Genomic DNA, 1,109 nt, shown 5'->3' with positions numbered 1-1,109 from the left:
GAAGGACGTAGTAGCTTGCGATAAGCTGCGGGGAGCTAGCAAACAAGCTTTGATCCGCAGATTTCCGAATGGGGAAACCCGGCCTTTTAGGTCATTGCATACTGAATACATAGGTATGCAAAGCGAACGCGGCGAACTGAAACATCTAAGTAGCTGCAGGAAAATAAATCAACCGAGATTCCCAAAGTAGTGGCGAGCGAAATGGGATGAGCCTGCACGTTTTAGCATGACGGATAGTAGAAACCACTGGAAATTGGTGCCATAGAGGGTGATAGCCCCTTATACGAAATTCGATGTGTGGAACTAAGCGTGCGACAAGTAGGGCGGGACACGAGAAATCCTGTCTGAATATGGGGGGACCATCCTCCAAGGCTAAATACTCGTAATCGACCGATAGTGAACCAGTACCGTGAGGGAAAGGCGAAAAGAACCCCGGAAGGGGAGTGAAATAGATCCTGAAACCGTGTGCATACAAACAGTAGGAGCGGACTTGTTCCGTGACTGCGTACCTTTTGTATAATGGGTCAGCGACTTACATTCAGTGGCAAGGTTAACCGTATAGGGAAGCCGTAGAGAAATCGAGTCCGAATAGGGCGACAGTCGCTGGGTGTAGACCCGAAACCAAGTGATCTACTCATGGCCAGGATGAAGGTGCGGTAACACGCCCTGGAGGTCCGAACCCACTAATGTTGAAAAATTAGGGGATGAGCTGTGGGTAGGGGTGAAAGGCTAAACAAACTTGGAAATAGCTGGTTCTCTCCGAAAACTATTTAGGTAGTGCCTCAAGTATCACCATCGGGGGTAGAGCACTGTTATGGCTAGGGGTTCATTGCGAATTACCAAACCATTGCAAACTCCGAATACCGATGAGTGCGAGCTTGGGAGACAGACGTCGGGTGCTAACGTCCGGCGTCAAGAGGGAAACAACCCAGACCGCCAGCTAAGGTCCCAAAGATTGGCTAAGTGGAAAACGAAGTGGGAAGGCTAAAACAGTCAGGATGTTGGCTTAGAAGCAGCCATCATTTAAAGAAAGCGTAATAGCTCACTGATCGAGTCGTCCTGCGCGGAAGATGTAACGGGGCTAAGCCAGTCACCGAAGCTGCGGATAT

At 49.6% G+C, this 1,109-nt stretch carries 1 rRNA gene; it reads left to right on the top strand.

Annotated elements, in window-relative coordinates:
- A 23S ribosomal RNA gene (locus PO883_RS34510) occupies window positions 1-1,109 on the top strand; the annotation flags it as partial.

Origin of the sequence: Massilia sp. DJPM01 (genome assembly GCF_030348125.1) — a bacterium.
Lineage (GTDB): Bacteria > Pseudomonadota > Gammaproteobacteria > Burkholderiales > Burkholderiaceae_D > Telluria_A > Telluria_A frigida.
Note: the sequence above shows the minus strand (reverse complement) of the source record. Positions and strands in the feature narration are given on the sequence as shown.